This window comes from Eggerthella sp. (assembly GCF_048329335.1).
Classification (GTDB): Bacteria; Actinomycetota; Coriobacteriia; order Coriobacteriales; family Eggerthellaceae; genus Eggerthella; species Eggerthella lenta.
This window is the reverse complement of the sequence record NZ_DBFEGU010000406.1, coordinates 1-15014: the sequence shown is the minus strand read 5'-3', so window position 1 is coordinate 15014 and position 15014 is coordinate 1. Positions and strand designations below refer to the sequence as shown.

General features: G+C 66.7%; 13 protein-coding genes and 1 pseudogene. 4 read left to right on the top strand and 10 right to left on the bottom strand.

Annotated features, from left to right (window positions below):
* Both ACMO6A_RS12655 and ACMO6A_RS12650 read right to left on the bottom strand, forming a co-directional pair.
* A pseudogene (locus ACMO6A_RS12655) lies at positions 1-270 on the bottom strand (coproporphyrinogen dehydrogenase); the annotation flags it as partial.
* 143 nt (positions 271-413) lie between these two features.
* Complete coding sequence (locus ACMO6A_RS12650) at positions 414-1808, bottom strand: helix-turn-helix transcriptional regulator (RefSeq protein WP_009307124.1); 1395 nt, start codon at positions 1806-1808, stop codon at positions 414-416.
* A gap of 242 nt (positions 1809-2050) precedes the next feature.
* On the opposite strand from ACMO6A_RS12650, the gene ACMO6A_RS12645 reads away from it, so the two are divergent.
* Entirely contained in the window at positions 2051-3826 is a 1776-nt protein-coding gene (locus ACMO6A_RS12645; RefSeq protein WP_009307126.1) for an FAD-binding protein, read from the top strand.
* 85 nt (positions 3827-3911) lie between these two features.
* Here the strand turns inward: ACMO6A_RS12645 and ACMO6A_RS12640 are convergent, their stop codons facing one another.
* The 7 genes from ACMO6A_RS12640 to ACMO6A_RS12610 all read right to left on the bottom strand — a co-directional run bounded on the left by ACMO6A_RS12640 (position 3912) and on the right by ACMO6A_RS12610 (position 10497).
* Positions 3912-5333 carry a transcription antitermination factor NusB gene (locus tag ACMO6A_RS12640; RefSeq protein ID WP_009307128.1) on the bottom strand — a complete coding sequence of 474 codons (1422 nt, stop codon included), beginning with the start codon at positions 5331-5333 and terminating at the stop codon, positions 3912-3914.
* On the bottom strand, positions 5326-6282 hold the full coding sequence (gene fmt, locus ACMO6A_RS12635; protein WP_009608662.1) for a methionyl-tRNA formyltransferase: 957 nt from the start codon (positions 6280-6282) through the stop codon (positions 5326-5328). The genes ACMO6A_RS12640 and fmt overlap by 8 nt, the downstream gene beginning before the upstream one ends.
* Before the next feature lie 2 nt (positions 6283-6284).
* Positions 6285-6836: a peptide deformylase gene (def, locus tag ACMO6A_RS12630; protein WP_009608587.1), complete on the bottom strand. Its 552-nt coding sequence runs from the start codon at positions 6834-6836 to the stop codon at positions 6285-6287.
* 135 nt (positions 6837-6971) lie between these two features.
* Positions 6972-7916 carry an SPFH domain-containing protein gene (locus tag ACMO6A_RS12625; RefSeq protein WP_009307133.1) on the bottom strand — a complete coding sequence of 315 codons (945 nt, stop codon included), beginning with the start codon at positions 7914-7916 and terminating at the stop codon, positions 6972-6974.
* Position 7917: 1 nt separating this feature from the next.
* A complete protein-coding gene (locus ACMO6A_RS12620; protein WP_009307134.1) occupies positions 7918-8346 on the bottom strand; it encodes an NfeD family protein in 429 nt (142 codons plus the stop codon).
* 70 nt (positions 8347-8416) lie between these two features.
* A complete protein-coding gene (dnaG, locus tag ACMO6A_RS12615; RefSeq protein WP_009608671.1) occupies positions 8417-10297 on the bottom strand; it encodes a DNA primase in 1881 nt (626 codons plus the stop codon).
* Between the two features lie 8 nt (positions 10298-10305).
* Entirely contained in the window at positions 10306-10497 is a 192-nt protein-coding gene (locus tag ACMO6A_RS12610) for a hypothetical protein (RefSeq protein WP_009608583.1), read from the bottom strand.
* A gap of 212 nt (positions 10498-10709) precedes the next feature.
* On the opposite strand from ACMO6A_RS12610, the gene ACMO6A_RS12605 reads away from it, so the two are divergent.
* The 3 genes from ACMO6A_RS12605 (at position 10710) to yfcE (ending at position 13920) form a co-directional block, all read left to right on the top strand.
* Positions 10710-11879: a hypothetical protein gene (locus tag ACMO6A_RS12605; protein WP_009608647.1), complete on the top strand. Its 1170-nt coding sequence runs from the start codon at positions 10710-10712 to the stop codon at positions 11877-11879.
* 239 nt (positions 11880-12118) lie between these two features.
* Positions 12119-13345, top strand: coding sequence for a deoxyguanosinetriphosphate triphosphohydrolase family protein (locus ACMO6A_RS12600; protein ID WP_009608672.1), 1227 nt, complete (start codon positions 12119-12121; stop codon positions 13343-13345).
* Between the two features lie 26 nt (positions 13346-13371).
* The gene (gene yfcE / locus ACMO6A_RS12595; RefSeq protein WP_009608614.1) at positions 13372-13920 is read left to right on the top strand and encodes a phosphodiesterase; all 549 of its coding nucleotides are present in this window, start codon (positions 13372-13374) and stop codon (positions 13918-13920) included.
* A gap of 19 nt (positions 13921-13939) precedes the next feature.
* Here yfcE and ACMO6A_RS12590 read toward each other — a convergent pair.
* A partial coding sequence (locus ACMO6A_RS12590) for an ABC transporter ATP-binding protein (protein ID WP_418471354.1) occupies positions 13940-15014 on the bottom strand: 1075 nt, incomplete at its 5' end.

Below are 15014 nucleotides of genomic sequence, written 5' to 3'. Positions count from 1 at the left end.
GATGCTCTCGAAGTCGTAGCCGAGGTCCTTCAGCATCAGCATCTCTTTGCGCATGTTCGCGAAGTAGGGCCGGGCGACCTCCTCGCGAAACGGGTAGCGGTTGAAGCTGCAATACGGGCACAGGCGCTCGCAGAAGGGGACGTGCATGTACAGCATGTACTTCTGCCCCGGCGTCGCCGGGGGCATCGTGGTCTCGCTCGTGGGGTTGAGCGCCAGATGCTGCTTGGTCATGGTGTGGATCAGGCGCGACAGTATGCGCTCGGAAAGCATGTGAGTCTCCTATTCGCTTCAAAGATTTCGGTTCCCATAGTAAGGCTTTTCCGGAGATTTGCACCCGCCATTCGTCCTCGTCCATAAAGAAAAACGGGCCCGGGCGCATGTCCCGGGCCCGTATCCTCGCCGCAACGGCATTTTCAGCTTTTATGGAACAAGTCGAGCAGCTCCTCTTTCGAATGGACATCCATCTTGGCGTAGATGCGCTTGATGTGGGTTCGCACCGTGTTCACCGACAGGAACTGCTCGTCGGCGATGTAAGGGGCGCTCCTGCCTTGAGCCAGGTAGACGAGCGTTTCCAGCTCGCGCTTCGAAAGACCGTAGCGGCTCGCGAGGGCAAGGCAACGCTCGTCGGCGTTCTTCTCCGCGCTCGGAAGCGGCGCCGTCGCCGAGACATGGGAACGAACGGCCAGCCGGACGGCGACGGCGGCCAGGTAGACCGCTTCGAACGACAGGCTGACGCCGCTGGCAATCCGATCGCCTAACAACGGCCAGACCACGAAGAAGCCTAAGAACAAGATCGCCAAGGCGGCGCAGCACAGTCCCGAAACAAACGCCGAGGCAAGCCCGTTTCTCACTTCCTTGCTGAATCCCGCTATCAGCAAAGTCACTACCGAAGCCTGCAGGAATCCCAAAGGGATGTTGGATGCCACTTGCCCGAAGCCTTGCTCCCAGGCGCCAAGAAACCAGCTGACCATTACTCCCGCCGTGGCCAGCACCGGCACCACCACGAAAGCATCGTCGACCAAGCGCCCCTGCTTCCACCGCGAAAGGAACAGGAACAGCACCGCACTCAGCATCATCCCCGCGACAAGCCCCCATGAAGTCTCGATTTGCGGATTGTTGACCATGTCCGCGCCCCGCATGTTGCCAGACCAGCTGAACGCAACCAGAAGAATGCACGGCACGAGCGCCGCAAAGACGACCCAGTTGCGCTCGAGCATGCCGCGCGTGCGAACGAGCGCGCTCTCTTCGTCGGCGGACGTCGGCGCAGGCAGGTCCTTGTCCTGGCTCTTCATCTGAAGAAAAGAGAGCATGAGCAGCACGCCGAACAGGCCGCCCTGCCACGGCTGGGGAAGAAGCAGGAGCGCAACCCGAAACAGCCCGGCGAAGAGGCAGACGAGCGCTAGCACGGCGACGGCCTTCTGTTGCCCCAACGACCCGAACGACGCGCCCCAGTACACACACGAGGTTCCCAGCCCGAAACCAAACAGGGCACCGCAGCCGACGCCCATCGGAATTTCGATCCCCGGCACCCGCACGAATTCGAACGCGACAAAACCAAGCGAGGCAAGCAGACCGCCAAAAGCCATCAAGCGCTTCGGGTCGTCGGCGGACAGGGCGAAACGAACCGCCGCAAGCAGGCATACAAACGCAAACGAGATCAGCGAGGATAGCAGAAACTCCTCGGAACCCGCCCCGATCCCGAATATCCCCGATTGAGGCGCGGCCCCGTCAAGCAAGGTTGCCAGGCAAACGGCCAGCCCGACCGCGCCTGCATGTTCTAAGAAAAGCCGCACTTCACCTGAAGCCATCGAGCGCACATCCTTCTCTCTTTGCGCCGGACGATCGTCACGGCACTCGCTGTCTGCGAACCTTCATTTTATAAGACAATACCCTGTCAAACGCGAGAATCACCCATTGTGAGTGACAAAAACGACGTCGCTAACGCGATCGAGCGACAGACACGGACAGCCGAACGCCTTATGGTTCGTTCATGGTCGAAATCCCAAGAACCAACGACTGCAAGCGAAGTTCGATCATCGAAGGAGGAACGATGGAGGATCTATCAAGAAGGACCTTTCTAAGGGGAGCGCTGCTGGCAGGTGCCGGAGCCGTTGGAGCGGGGGCGCTCACGGCCTGCGCGCCCCAGACGACCGAGAGCAAGAGCGCCGGTGCATCGGCCGCCGCCGACGACGCGACGGTCAATGGAGACTACCCTTGGCCCGTCAACCCGCCCGAGATCGCTGCCGAGGACGTGGAAGAAGAGGTTTCGGCCGATATCATCATCGTCGGGCTGGGCATCGCCGGCGTGGCGGCCGCCCGCTCCGCCGTCGAAGAGGGCGCGTCCATCATCGCGTTCGAGAAGTCCGAGAAGCCTAATGTCCGCTCCGGCGACTTCGCCATCATGGGCGGCGAGACCATGAAGCGCTGGGGTCGCGAGAATATCGTCGACATCGACGAGGCATGCGACCACGAGGTTGAAGAGGGGTCGTATTTCCCGAAGCGCTCCATCTACACGAAGTGGGCGAAGCACAGCGGCGAGGCCTTCGACTGGTACCTCGAAGCCGTGCCCGACATCTACTACGCCGAAAGCTCGATCGCGGAGATTCCCGATGGCGTCGAGCAGTACATCACCCCGTACTTCGTGCCCCTGCCGGACGGCTACGACTTCACCAAGGAGGCGTTCCCCTGCTATCCCAGCTCGGTGTCCTGTTATCCCGACCAGAAGTTCATCTTCGAGGCCAACTGGGACATGGTCGTCGGGACGGGGCTGATGGACGCGCGCTTCGGCCATTTCGCCGAGAAGCTGGAGAAGGACGGCGATCGCGTGAGCACGGTGTACGCCCGCAACGCCGAGACCGGCAAGTACGTCAAGGCGACCGCGAGCAAGGGCGTCATCCTCGCGACGGGCGAGTACTCGTCCAATCCCGAGTTCCTCAAGTTCTTCTGCCCGGCCACGGTAGAGAACGAGATCCAAGTGTGGTGGCCCGACATGGACGTCGAAGGCAAGCCCGTCAACCAGGGCGACGGCCTCAAGCTGGGCAACTGGGTGGGCGCCGCCGTGCAGCAGCACCATGCCCCGATGATCCACTGGATGGGCGGCACCTACGGCGGCACGGGCATGGACATGTCCCCGGTCGGCACCGCGCCGTTTCTATACCTGAACAAGGACGGCAAGCGCTTCACGAACGAAGACATCCCGGGCCAGCAGATGCAGAACCAGATCGAGAACCAGCCCGGTCGCATGCTCTTCCAGTTCTTCGACGGGAACTGGGCCGAGCAGTGGGCCTCCTTCCCGATCAAGCACGGCAAAGCGACCTACCAGATGGAAAGCCCGACCGGACGCGTCGAAGCCACCGCATCGCCTTCCGACTACATATCGCAGACGAACATCGATCTAGCGGTGGAAGCCGGCGTGCTCTTGAAGGCCGATACCCTCGACGAGCTGCTTACCCTGTGCAAAGAAAAGGGGCTCGACATCGAGAACGCCAAAGCGTCCATCGAGCGCTACAACGAGCTTGCCAAGGCCGGCAAGGACGAGGACTTCGGCAAGATCGCCTCGCGCCTGTTCCCGGTGGAGACCGCACCGTTCTACGCCACGCCGTGTCGCCAGGGCGACATGCTCGTGTGCATCGGCGGTCTGGTTTCCGACGAGGAATGCCACGTGTTCGACGAAGAGAAGCGGGTCATACCTGGATTCTACGTGGCAGGCAACGTCCAGGGGAACCGCTTCGCCGTGCAGTACCCCATCGCTTTCAAGGGCGTCAGCCATTCGATGGCGCTATACTACGGCTACGTGGCCGGCAAGAACGCCGTCGCCGGAGCCTAGGCGCCGCAAAACCGCATACCCTCCCCTCCATACGCCGCCCGAACCTCCTCTGAGAGGGTCGGGCGGCACCTCGCGCGAGGAGGCTTTACGCGATGCGCTCGAAACGGACGGCGAAGTGGGCGTCCGAGGAGCCGGGAGACAGGCGCGTGGCCACGCAGGAGCGGCCGTTGACGGGCGCCAGTTTGAAGCCCGCGCCGGCCTCGCTTTCGAGGAAGGCCTTCACCACGCCGTTGTTCTCCTCGCGCGTCACCGTGCACGTGGCGTAGGCCAGCGTGCCGCCCAAAGCCACGTGAGGCGCGGCGGACTGGAGCATGCCCAGCTGCACGCGCGCGAACTCCGCGATGTCGGCCGGCTTGATGCGCCAGCGGATCTCGGGATGGCGGCGCAGCGTGCCCAGCCCCGAGCATGGCGCATCGATGAACACCTCGTCGAAGGCGCGGTCCCCCACCACGGCGTCCAGCTCCAGCGCGTCGCCCGTGAGCGCCTCGGCCACCTCCGCGCCGTAGCGCTCGGCGCGCTCCAGCAGAAGCCGCGTCTTGAATGCGTGGTTGTCGAGCGTCGACAGGACCAGCTGCGAGCCGTAGGCGCGCGTCGCGTCGCTTTGCAGCAGGATGGTCTTCGTGGCGCGCCCGGCGCCCACCTCCAGAAGCGACGAAGGCTTCCGCTCGGGCAGCACCGAGGCGGCAACCAGCTGCGAGGCGGCGTCCGTCACGAGGATCTTGCCCTGCGAGAACATCCGCTTCACCTCGGGAAGCAGCAGCGCGCGCGTGTCGAGCACGCGGTAGCAGCCGGCAACGTCCACGCCGTCCACCGACACCGGGTCCAGCCCCTCGTCCAGCTTGTCGAACGCCTTGACCAGCGCCTCGTCAGTCGTCTTCGCCGCGTTGACGGCGATGAACAGCGGCGCCTGCTCGTTCGAGGCGCGCATGAAGTCGAGAGCCTCCTGCGGTCCGAGGTCGGCGATGAGCTTGCGCGCCAGCCACAGGGGGAACGCATGCAGGCGCGCGAGCGCCTCGGGGTCGCGCATGGGATCGCCGAAGGGGAACGCTTGGCGCATGAGCACGATCTTGCGCAGCACCGCGTTCGCCAGACCCGACGCGCTCATCGCGAAGGAGCGCACGAGCTCCACGCCCTGGTCGACGGCCGCATGCGGCGTCTTGCCCAGGAAGACGATCTCGTAGGCGCTCACTCGCAGCGCGTCGCGCACGTCGGGCTTCACGTCGCTGGGCGCGTTGAGCGCGCGGTCGATGATCTCGTCGAGCGTGCCCGTGGAGCTGACCACGCCGAGGGCCAGCTTCGTGGCGAATGCGCGATCCTCCGACGAGAGGTCCGAACGGTCGATGCGCGTGCCGATGACGTCCTGCGCGAACGCGTCGCGCTCGCGCACGGCGCGCACCACGTCGAGCGCGGCCAAGCGCGCGGGGCTGGCCTTCGAGCGCGGCTTCTTCTGAGGGTTCTTAGGTCCGGCGTAGCCTTGGGGCTTTCGCGGCTCGGATGCTTCAGGCATGGGTTTCCTCCCAGGTCAGGCCGCCGTCCTTGATTCCCTGGACGCCCGCGGCGAACGAACGCGCGTCCATGGTCTGCTTGCCGTCGGGCTTGAGCGCGCCCACCTCGAGCGCGCCGTCCGCCATGCCGAGGAACAGGCGCTTGCCCGCGAAGCGCACCTCTCCCGGACGGATGCCCGCCGCAAGCTCGCGTCCCGCCGCGTCCTCGGGCTCGCGCGCCTCGAGCACGGTGGCGTTGCGCCCGGCGACGACGGCGCGGGACGGGTGCGCCGCGCTCGACGCCTGCACCTTGCGCGCGGCGCGCGCGGCGCCGTCGGCCGGCGACAGGTCCAGCTCGCGCTTCTCGATCTTCGAGGCGTAGGTGACCTGCTCCTCGTCCTGCTCCGTCCACTCGGCGGCGCCGCGCTCGACGTGCACGAGGGCGGTGAGCAGGGCGTGCGAGCCCAGATCGGCCAGCTCCTCGGTCAGCTCAGCGGCGCTCTTGCCGTCGACGACGGCCGTGCGGCACACGCAGTAGGCGCCCGTGTCCAGGCCCTCCTCCATGCGCATGATGCACACGCCCGCCTCTTCGTCGCCCGCCAGGATGGCGCGCTCGATGGGAGCGGCGCCGCGCCAGCGAGGCAGCAGCGACGCGTGCACGTTGAGGCAGCCGAAGCGCGGGATGTCCAGCACCGCCTTCGGCAGGATGGCGCCGTAGGCCGCGACGCAGATCACGTCGGGGGCGAACGAGGCCAGCTCGCGCTGCGCCGCCTCGTCGCGCAGGGTGCGCGGCGTCAGCACGCGCAGGCCGCGGCGCTCGGCCGCCGCCTTCACCGGCGAGGGCTCCAGGCGCTTGCCGCGGCCGCGCACCGCGTCGGGGCGCGTGTACACCGCCGCCACGTCGTGCTGCTCCGCCAGGTCGTCGAGGATGGCGGCCGCGAACTCGGGCGTGCCCATGAACACGACGCGCATGGCTAGCGCACCCGCGCTTCGAGCGAGGTCTCCCCCGGGCGGGCGCCGGCCGCCAGCGCGATCTCGTAATCGCGCAGCGCCTCGATGCGCGTCATCGGGTCGCAGCGTTCGAACATGGTGATGCCGTCGAGGTGGTCCAGCTCGTGCTGCAGGCAGCGGCCGAGGAGGCCTTCGCCCTCGATCTCCCACTCCTCGCCGTCGAGGTCGAAGTAGCGCACGCGCGCGAACGGCGGGCGCGCGATGGGCACCGAGATGCCGGGGCACGACAGGCACCCCTCGCCCACCACGATAGGATCGCCCTGCGTGTCAACGAGCACGGGGTTCACCAGCACGATGGGGTCCTGCTCGCCCTCGTCCTGATCGCAATCGATCACCACGAGGCGCTTCGTCACGCCCAGCTGCGGCGCGGCGATGCCGCAGCCGTCGTTCTTGTACATGGCCTTGGCCATCTGCTTGGCCAGCTTCTTCAGGCCCTTGTCGTCCAGATCGCACGGGTCGCACATCTGGTTCAGGATGGGGTTGGGAGACTGCACGATGGAAATCACGGTCAACACGTCCTTTTAGAATCTATGGGACGCGCCGCCCGATTCGGGGCGGCGCGGGTTATCGTCGGATTCGTATTGTCCGGTTTCGGGCGCGCCTTGTCCAGCGAACTTCCGAAAGCTCCACAAAACGCGAGGTGGGAAGGGCTATTGCTTGTCGTCCGCCACGATCTCCTTGAGGGAGGCGGCCAGTCCCGCCATGCCCTGGATCTCGGAGGGGATGATGAGCTTCGTGGCCTGCCCGTCGGCCACCGCCTTGAGCGCCTCGAAGGCCTGCAGCGTGAGCACGGCGTTGTCGGCGCCGGCCTCGCGCACCATGCGGATGCCGTCGGCCGTCGCCTGCTGCACGTTCTTGATGGCCTCGGCCTCGCCCTCGGCCTCGCGGATCTGCTTCTCCTTCTCGGCCTCGGCGGCGAGGATCACCTGCTGCTTCGCGGCCTCGGCGGACAGGATCTGCGCCTGCTTGTTGCCCTCGGCGATGGTGATGGCGGCCTGCTTCTCGCCCTCGGCCAGAAGCACCGCCTCGCGCTTCTCGCGCTCGGCCTTCATCTGCTTCTCCATGGCCTGCTGGATGGCGGCGGGCGGCGTGATGTTCTTCACCTCGACGCGGTTCACCTTGATGCCCCAGGCGTCCGTGGCCTCGTCGAGGATGGCGCGCATCTTCGCGTTGATGGTGTCGCGCGAGGTCAGCGTGGTGTCCAGGTCCAAGTCGCCGATGATGTTGCGCAGCGTGGTGGCCGAGAGGTTCTCGATGGCGAGGATCGGGCTCTCCACGCCGTAGGTGTACAGCTTCGGATCCATGATCCTGAAGAACACCACCGAGTCGATGGACATGGTGACGTTGTCCTTCGTGATGACGGGCTGCGGCGGGAAGTCGAACACCTGCTCCTTGAGCGAGATGTAGGGGCGCACGCGGTCGATGAATGGCACCTTGACGTGCAGGCCGTTGTTCCACGTGTCGAGGTACGAGCCCAGACGCTCGACGATGGCGGCTTCGGCCTGCGGGACGATCTTGATGCACGTGACCGAGAACAGCACCACGAGCACGACGATCACGATGATGGCGATCAGAAGCGGGTCGAGGGTGATCATGCTAGGACACCTTCCTTTCGACGATGAGCTTCACGCTCTCCTGCCCCACGATGCGCACGACGGCGCCCTGGGGGATGAACGAGCCGTCGGCGGAACGCGCGGCCCAGGTCATGCGGTTGTCGGTTTCCACGCGGCCGGTGAGTCCCTCGTTGTCGACGTCCTCCACCACGACGGCGGTCTGCCCGACATGGGTGGGCTCCTCCTGCTTTCCGCGGTCGCGGTACTTCACGAACACGGGGCGCAGGGCCACGAGGCACACGACGGAAACGACCAGGAACACGACGATCTGCACGAGCAGATCGGCGCCGAGCAGGTTCGCGGCGAACGCCGCGAGCGCGCCGATGACGAACCACATGGTGATGAGGCCGAACGAAGCGACCTCGACGACCGCCATGACGGCGGCGACGGCCAACCAGACGAAGGGGCTCACGGGCTCCTCCTTTCTTCCGCGTCGAGTATACCATCCCTCGCCTCGCGCATGAGCGAGGCGAGGGAACCGATCAGGAACGCGGGGAAAGCGGCTTGTGGGCGGCGCGGCGGCGCTTGAGGTCCTGCTGCATGGCGGCCACGGTCTCGTAGAGCATCTCCAGCTCGTCGGGATCGAGGCGCGACGGGTCGGCGATCTGGGCGCGCAGGGCCCCCACCGCGTCCTCGGCGTCGCCGATGGCGAGCTCCTCCACGAGGAAGGCCGCCAGCTGCTCGGGCGCGGCCGTCTCCGACACGGTGCCCGACGTCAGCACCGCGGCGGCGGCCGGAAGCGCGCGCGACGCCTCCGTCACGAGGCGCGCCGACGAAGCCGCCGGATCCTCGGCCAGCGCGTCGAGCATGCTCTGCGCGACGACGGCGTGCGCCTGCTCGTGCCACTGCGTCTGAGCGAGCGCGTCGGCGTGCAGAAGCGCCAGGTCGGGCCGGCGCGCGGCCAGCGTCAGCAGCTGGCGCTCGAAGCGGCGGCGGTTGACCTCGGCGCGCGGCAGGCTGCGGGCCGGCCTCTGCGGCGCGGCGGCCTGCTCGAAACCGTCCGGCGCGCCCTCGTCGTCGCGCTCCCCTTCGACCTTCGGCGCCTTCAGATGCTCCAGCTGGTCGATCACGTCCTGCTCGCGGGCGCGCACGCTCGTGGCTATCTGCACGGCGTAGTCGCGCGCGAGCATGGAGTCCTTGATGGGGGCCAGCACCTGCAGCGCGTCGGCAAGGGCGGCGGCGCGCCCCTCGGCGCGGCCGAGGTCGTGGCGGGCAAGGCGGCGCTCGATGCCGTATTTCAGCAGCGGCTGGGCGTTCGCGATGAGCTTCTGCAGCTCCTCGGCGCCGCGCTGGGCCACGAAGTCGGCCGGGTCGAGGTTGTCCGGTAGCGTGACGGCGGCCAGCTCGATGCGGCTCTTGCCCGCCTCGGGCGTCATGGAGTCGTCGATGAACGCGAGCGCCCGGTCGGCGGCGCGCTGGCCCGCCTCGTCGCCGTCGAAGAGGTACACGATCGCATGCTGCGCATGGCGCGACAGCAGGCGGATATGGCGCATGGTGAGCGCGGTGCCCAGCGTGGCCACCGCATTCCTCACGCCCGCCTCGTGCAGCGCGATGACGTCGGTGTAGCCCTCCACCACCACGGCTATGCCGGTCGAGGCCATGGCCGCTTTCGCCTTGTCCATACCGTAGAGCACCTGCGACTTGTGGAACAGCGGAGTCTCCTGCGAGTTCAGGTACTTCGGCTCGCCCTTGCCCACCACGCGTCCGCCGAAGGCGATGCACTCGCCCTGCGGATCGTTGATGGGGAACATGATGCGGTTGTAGAAGCGGTCGCGCAGCTTGCCCCCGTCGTTCGACAGCGCCACGTTCGCCTGCACCATCTCGTCGGGCTTGAAGCCCTTCGCAGACAGGTGGCGCACCAGCTGCCCGTGCCCCGGCGCGAAACCGAGCTGCCAGGTCTTCGGCACCTCGCCCCCCAGGCCGCGCGCGCCCAGGTAGCTGCGCGCCGCCGACGCGTCGGAGCCGGGGTTGCGCATGAGCTGGCAATGGTAGAACTGCGAGGTCTCGTCGCAGACGGCCTTGAGGCGGGCCTTGCGGCTGCTGCCGATGCTCTTGCGCCCGCCGCTCTCGGCGATGTCGATGTGCGCGCGCTCGGCCAACCGGCGCACGGCTTCGGGAAACGACAGGTCCTCGGTCTTCATGATGAAGCCGAACACGTCGCCGCCCTCGCCGCAGCCGAAGCAGTGCCATAGCTGCAAGGCCGGATCGATCTTGAACGACGGGGTCTTCTCGTTGTGCAGCGGGCAGCAGCACCAGAAATCGCGCCCGCGCTGCTTCACCGGCGTCCGCTCTCCGATAACCTCGACGAGGTCGTTGGCCTCGCGCACCTTCTGGATGTCCTCTTCGCTGATGCCGCCCGCCATCGCGACCCCTACCTGCGTCTGTTCTGCTTCGCCAGCACCACGTTCACGAGGAACACGAATGCCAACGCCAGCGACGGCCCCAGCTCGGCGATGCCGACGCCCTCCTCGCCCGCGTTCGCGTACGCGAGCACGAGGCTGCCCGTCATGAGGACGAAGCTCAAGCCCCCGATAACCGCGAATATCCACTGCCTGTTCTGCATGCGCTCCCTTTCCGTGTTCGTCACCGTCCAGTATAGCGCAAGCGCGCGCTCGCGGCGCCGCGGCGGGAAGGCGCAGGGCAATCAGCAGAACGCCAACCGAATCCTGACAAAACCGCAGCGGTATCGGACGCCGGCGGGACCGCTGCTATGCTTGATCGGCCGGTCGCGCTTCGCCGGCATTCCGAACGATCGCCCGAAAAGAGAGGTTTGCCATGAACGACGACATCACGATTTTGGCGGACTTCGATTCTGCGCTCTACGAGCAGGTCGAGCCGCCCCTCGTATCGCTCTACCTGCCCACGCACGGCAGTGCTCCCGGCGACGAGAGCGACCGCATCGAGTTCGAGGCCCTCGTGGAGCAGGCGCGCGCGAAGCTCGCCCAGGAGCGCGAGCGCCGCGAATACAAAGGCGTCGACGAGCGGCTCGCCTACGCAGCCGAGCACTTCGACGATCTGACGAACCCCGCGCCCGGCGGAAGCCTGGCCGTGCTCGCAGGCAACGACCGAACCTACATCTACCGGCTTGGCTACGAGGCGGGCCCGCTCGCATTCGTGGGCGAGCGGTTCTACGTCAAGCCGCTGCTGAAGAACTTCCAGTTCGGATCGCACTACTTCCTACTGGGGCTTTCGGCCGACCGCTTCGCGTTCGTCCACGGCGACTTCGGCTCGCTCGAGCGCGTGGAGCTGCCCCGCGACGTGCTCGACGCGTTCAGCGAGGAGTTCCCGCTCGTGTACGACGGGCACGAGGGTGCGCTGGACTACTCGTCGCTCGAGAACCATATGCCGCCCTACCACGGCTGGAAGTCGCGCAACGACGTGAGGAAGGAGGAGGCCGGAAAGTTCTTCCAGTACGTGAACAAGGCGGTGACCGACTACCTCGTGGCCGGCACCGACCTGCCGGTGATCCTCGTGAGCCTGCCCGAGCACCAAAGCGCCTTCCGCCGCATCTCCACCATCCCCCATCTGCTGGACGAGGGCATCGAGAAGGACATCGGCGGCATCGAGGCCCCCGAGCTCTTGGCCGATGCGAAGGCCGTCATCGAGCATGTGCGCGAGGCGCGCGCGACCGAGCTGCTGGAGAAGTTCGGCGATGCCGAGGCGCACGGCGGCGCGTCGTCGGACCTGGAGGCCATCGGGCTCGCGCTTGCAGAGCGCAAGGTGCGCGCCCTGTTCCTGGCCGAAGGCGCCTACATCCCCGGCGGCTTCGACGAGCAGACGGGCGAGGTCTTCCTGTTCGAGCGCGAGCCGCACGGCCGCTTCCAGGGCCCCGAGCTGGCCGACGGCTTCGTCCGCGCGGCCCTTGCCCAGGACGCCGACGTGTTCGAGCTTCCCGCCGAGAAGATTCCCGGCGACTCCGGCATCGCCGCGCTGTACCGGTACTAGGCGCTTCGTTACCATCAGCACTGACCCGCTTCGTTAATGCACGCTTTTGTCAAGCTTTCGTACGTATGAAAGGCGGTTTTGCTTGTCAAAAGCGTGCGTAAGCGGACTGCAACCGCTTGGAGCCGGCGCATGCGCTCGCTCGCCGGCCTCTTCGCCGTACGCGGCTCCATGCGCTACAATGTCCCCGATACCCGCGACGCCCGCCGCCGCGCGGCGGGCTGCATCAGCAGAGGACGCCCATGGAACGCACGAACATCCCCTATCTCTCACTCAACCCCGACATCGAGGCCGCCATCCGCGCCGACCGCGCCGCCGGGCGCGCGCACCCGCATCGCTTCGACGACGCGAACGTCGTGCGCCGCGAGCGGAACCCGCACGACGACGCCACGCTCACGCGCCCCGCGTTCGCGCGCGACATCGAGAAGATCCTCAACGTGCCGGCGTACAACCGCTACGCGGACAAGACGCAGGTGTTCTCGTTCGTGGAGAACGACGACATCAGCCGCCGCGGGCTGCACGTGCAGCTGGTCAGCCGCGTGGCGCGCGGCATCGGATCGCTGCTGGGGCTGAACTGCGAGCTCATCGAGGCCATCGCACTGGGCCACGACGTGGGGCACACGCCCTTCGGCCACGCCGGCGAGCGCTACTTGAGCGCATGCTACCATCGACGAACCGGGCGCTACTTCAACCACAACGTGCACTCGGTGCGCGTGCTCGACCAGCTGTACCGCCGCAACGTCAGCCTGCAGACCCTCGACGGCGTGCTGTGCCACAACGGCGAGTTCGCCCAGCAGGTGCTGCGCATGGGCGACACGGCCGACTTCGTCGCGCTCGACAGGCTCGTGGAAGCGTGCACCGCAGACGAGCTTGCCATCAAGACGCTGCGTCCTTCCACGCTGGAGGGCTGCGTCGTCCGCGTCAGCGACATGATCGCCTACGTTGGCAAGGATCGCGCCGACGCGCTCGACATGGGCGTCATCGACTCGCTCGACGTGTTCGACAGCGAGGTCATCGGCCGCGACAACGCGCGCATCATCAACAACCTCACCGTCGACCTCGTGAACACGAGCTACGGCACCGACCGCATCGCGCTCAGCGAAAGGGCGTTCGCCGACCTCAAGCGCGCCAAACGCCAGAACTACGAGCTCATATACGAGCGCGAAGGCATGGTGAACGGCGCAGGCAACATCGTGGAAGAGATGTTCGAGGAGCTGTACGAGCGCCTCTTGGAGGATCTTCTCGCAGGCGACGAGGGCTCGCCGGTGTTCAAGCACCATGCCGCCTCCCTCGCCGCCAAGTCTCGCACCGTTGAGATCGACGAGTACCTGGCATCGGATCCGAACCAGGTGGTCGTCGACTACATGGCCTCGATGACCGACAGCTACTTCATGGCGCTCTACGCCCACCTGTTCCCGAGAAGCAAGAAGCGCATCATCACGCGCGGCTACTGCTCCGATTTAGGCTGAGGGCCCACCGAGGAAAGGAAACGCCTGTGAAGCTGCTCATCGCATCCGATCTGCACGGCGCGGCGCCCGCCGTGCGCGCGCTCGTCGACCGCATCGAAGCCGAAGCGCCCGACCGCATCGTCTTGCTGGGCGACCTGCTGTACCACGGCCCGCGCAACGACCTGCCGGAAGGCTACGCGCCGAAAGAGGCGATCGCGCTGCTCAACGGCCTGGCCGGACGCATCGTTGCCGTGCGCGGCAACTGCGATGCCGAAGTTGACCAGATGGTGCTCGACTTCCCGTGCATGGCCGACTACGCCCTCGTCGAGGCCGACGGGCACGTCCTGTACCTCTCCCACGGCCACCTGCCGGGCAAGTCCCCCGACGACCCGCCTACGCTCGCTCCCGGCAGCGCCTTCTTGTCAGGCCATACCCATGCGAAGACGCTCGACGAGCGCGACGGCGTGCTGTTCGTCAACCCGGGAAGCACCTCCATCCCGAAGGACGGCTCCGCCAGCTACGCCGTGTACGAACACGGCGCGTTCATCCTGAAGGACTTGGATGGGAACACGCTGCGCGAAGGCGGATGGGAGTAACCCGAACGGCGCTCGACCCTTAACCTAACCGTCCTCGATCCACCGTGTATTCCACGTCGGCTATCGCGGCGGTCGAGGCGCGATGGCTCACCAGCACGACGGTCTTGTCGCCGCGGCCCTCGGAGAGCGCGCGGAGCACGGCGGCCTCGTTCAGGCTGTCGAGGTTCGACGTGGGCTCGTCCAACAGCACGAACGGCGCGTCGTGCAGGAACACGCGTGCAAGGCCTATGCGCTGCCGCTCGCCTCCCGAGAGCGTCTCCCCCAGCTCGCCCACCGGCGTGTCCAGCCCGCGCGGCAGACGTTCGATCAAACCGCTCAACGCCGCCTTGCGGCATGCTTCGGCCAGCTCTTCGGGCGAGGCGCTCGGCTTCGCAAGGAGGATGTTCTCGCCTATGGTGCCGGCGAACAGATGCGTTTCCTGCGTCATGTAGCCCTGCGTTTCGCGCAAGCTGGCCGTGTTCGCACGGCGCACATCCGTGCCCGACACCTCCACCACGCCGCGCGTGGCATCCCAAAAGCGCATGAGCAGCTTGCACAGCGTCGACTTGCCCGAACCGCTGCGCCCGGACAGGTGCACCACGCTGCCCGGTTCGATGCGCAGGCTCACGTCGTCGAGCACGGGATACCCTCCATAGGAGAAGTCGACGCGACGCACCGCAGCGCCCGAGAACGTCCCCAGATCCGCACCGTCGTCGACCTCCTCGGTCTGCGGGCGCTCGTCAAGCAGCTCAAGCACGCGCCCCCCGGACGCAAGCGTCTGCTGCAGCGTGGAGCCGAGATTCGCCACGGCGATGACCGGGCCGAACGACGACATGAGGGCGGCCGTGGCCACAAGAGCTCCGTCGGGCGCGATGGCACCGGACAAGCACAGCGCCCCCGACGCCAGCACCATCGCAACGTCGAGCGCCAGCACCAGCCCGTTCGTCAACGACATCGCCAGAGCGCCGCGCCCCTTGAGGCGCGCTTCCGCGCGGGCAAGCTCGTCCATGCGTTCGTCCAGCTCGCGCGAACGTTCGGCCGCTCGGCCGAATTGCAGCGTCTCGCGCAAGCCTCGCAAGCTGTCAAGCACGAACGCGTTCATACCGCCCAGCCCC

Bases quoted from the DNA above. Each gene is read 5' to 3' on its own strand.
- ACMO6A_RS12650 (WP_009307124.1), bottom strand. From the start codon at position 1,808: ATGGCTTCAGGTGAAGTGCGGCTTTTCTTAGAACATGCAGGCGCGGTC.
- ACMO6A_RS12645 (WP_009307126.1), top strand. From the start codon at position 2,051: ATGGAGGATCTATCAAGAAGGACCTTTCTAAGGGGAGCGCTGCTGGCA.
- ACMO6A_RS12640 (WP_009307128.1), bottom strand. From the start codon at position 5,333: ATGCCTGAAGCATCCGAGCCGCGAAAGCCCCAAGGCTACGCCGGACCT.
- fmt (WP_009608662.1), bottom strand. From the start codon at position 6,282: ATGCGCGTCGTGTTCATGGGCACGCCCGAGTTCGCGGCCGCCATCCTC.
- ACMO6A_RS12625 (WP_009307133.1), bottom strand. From the start codon at position 7,916: ATGATCACCCTCGACCCGCTTCTGATCGCCATCATCGTGATCGTCGTG.
- dnaG (WP_009608671.1), bottom strand. From the start codon at position 10,297: ATGGCGGGCGGCATCAGCGAAGAGGACATCCAGAAGGTGCGCGAGGCC.
- ACMO6A_RS12610 (WP_009608583.1), bottom strand. From the start codon at position 10,497: ATGCAGAACAGGCAGTGGATATTCGCGGTTATCGGGGGCTTGAGCTTC.
- ACMO6A_RS12605 (WP_009608647.1), top strand. From the start codon at position 10,710: ATGAACGACGACATCACGATTTTGGCGGACTTCGATTCTGCGCTCTAC.
- ACMO6A_RS12600 (WP_009608672.1), top strand. From the start codon at position 12,119: ATGGAACGCACGAACATCCCCTATCTCTCACTCAACCCCGACATCGAG.